This window comes from Bartonella sp. AP57NXGY (assembly GCF_042195805.1).
GTDB lineage: Bacteria > Pseudomonadota > Alphaproteobacteria > Rhizobiales > Rhizobiaceae > Bartonella.
This window is the reverse complement of sequence record NZ_JBHIOZ010000233.1, coordinates 1-1788: the sequence shown is the minus strand read 5'-3', so window position 1 is coordinate 1788 and position 1788 is coordinate 1. Positions and strand designations below refer to the sequence as shown.

The following is a 1788-nucleotide window of genomic DNA, read 5'->3' as shown; positions in this document are numbered from 1 at the left end:
GGAAGTGAGGCGATTTCTGTATCAAGTGCATCCATAAAATCGATAATAAAAGCAGCATTTGTCCCCAAATCTCTTGGTAAATAACGAGAAGCAGAACGCATATCAACAAAAGTTGTATCCCCTTCATCAGTTAAACGAATAACAATATCTGAAATAAAGCCAAGGTAAAAAGTTTTGGCCATTGTTTCAATATAAAGCGTATCTTCTTCACCTTTAAACTTTTTTTGAGCCACAACAGGCCAATCATACGCAGCTAAAACATTGAGAACGGATTCGCGAATAAGGTCAGATGATCCATCATAACGGCGCCCTGACATTTCTGTCCATTGTGAGATCTGTATTGCTGTTTGTTCAGTCAAAACACTTTTGAGCGGTAAAGCATCACTGGGACGTATTGTGCGAAAAAAAGCCGGCGGGTTTTGTGTATCGGTAGAAATATCGTAAAGAGCCGGTAAGGTAAACCAAAGTCCAAAAAAGAGCATCAATGGTGTCGCAGTTATGAGTGAATAAACGATCCCTTTTAAAGCTTTCATTCCCCCTAGGGCTCCATAGACCCACAAACTATGAAGTGCTTTAAGAGCGAGAAAAAGAGAAATAATCACACAGCAAGTAGAGATTCCTATCAAGATTATGAAGTCGCTTACGTTAAGTACGGAAAAACGTTGTAAAATGACCGAAAATAATAAAATAAAGAAGGCTAAACCACCAAATCGAGGGGACCATACTGCTGCTCTTGAAATTAACCGAACATATCTCTTCTTCATGAAGTTTTTCCCCTCAATTGTAAACTATAAGCCAAGTTTTTTCAGAGTGCATATCTTACAAAAAGCTTATGCTCATAAAACAAAAATAAAGCACTTATTTTTGAGGTCAAGGATGCGTAATGTCTTATAAGTTTCCAGTGGTTATTTTAGCACTTCATTGAAGGTAATCAGTATTTCTTCTATAGTTTATCATGTCATTGATGCGAACTTTATGGGAATGTTTGTAAATAAAAAGAAGTAAACTCAAATAACAAGTTTTACAATTGTTAGCAGCATATTTTTTTAGAGCTTTACTCTTGATTTTTCTCTTCTGATTGCGGGGAGTTTTTTCTGTCAGATAATGCGTATCAAATAGGATATGATGATGTGCAATAGAGATTTCATTCTACCTCAATAAAAAATTGAGGGATCTACAATCAGACAAATCTGAATTCGAATATTCAATTAATAGAGAAAAAAGATAACCATTTTGATAGGCTTCATGTATTTTGTATAGAAAGTAAGGTGTTGTACAAATGAGAGGTTAGTCGGTTTTTATTCATAAAATATACGGCAGGTCGCAGATGAAAGGAAAGCTTCACTTTCTTTTTTCGCAAGGGAAGAAGGGACAAAAGTACGTAAAATAACAAACCCTTCATTCAAATTTTTAGCAACCAAAACTGAATTGGTATTTTTTTTAGGTTTTGATTTTTTGAGTTCTATGATTTGTATTGGTTTTCCAATGATAAGATCGAGTGTCGCATCAGGGGCTGTTCGGTCATTAAGGCTATAGAAAATAATTCCGTTGTGTGTGTAGGCTGCTAGTGACCAAAATTGTCGTGTTTTCAAAGCTTTTAAATGAACAGGTCCATTTTCAAGGTTAAATCTGCAGACTTTAAGAAGAAAGAGGGGATCAGCAGATTGTTGAATAGAATTATCGGGAGTAAAAGCAACAAATTGATAAGGGGCTCCGGATTTTTTAAGTGCTGTCCATATATTATCCTGTGCCCAATAGGGGATCAGAAAGAGAACGCAAATATGAACG

General features: G+C 35.8%; 2 protein-coding genes. Both read right to left on the bottom strand.

Annotated elements, in window-relative coordinates:
• The coding region (locus tag ACFIL8_RS09790) for a DUF1499 domain-containing protein (RefSeq protein WP_375689609.1) at positions 1-764 on the bottom strand (764 nt) is incomplete at its 3' end.
• 534 nt (positions 765-1298) lie between these two features.
• The coding region (locus ACFIL8_RS09785; RefSeq protein ID WP_375689607.1) for a hypothetical protein at positions 1299-1788 on the bottom strand (490 nt) is incomplete at its 5' end.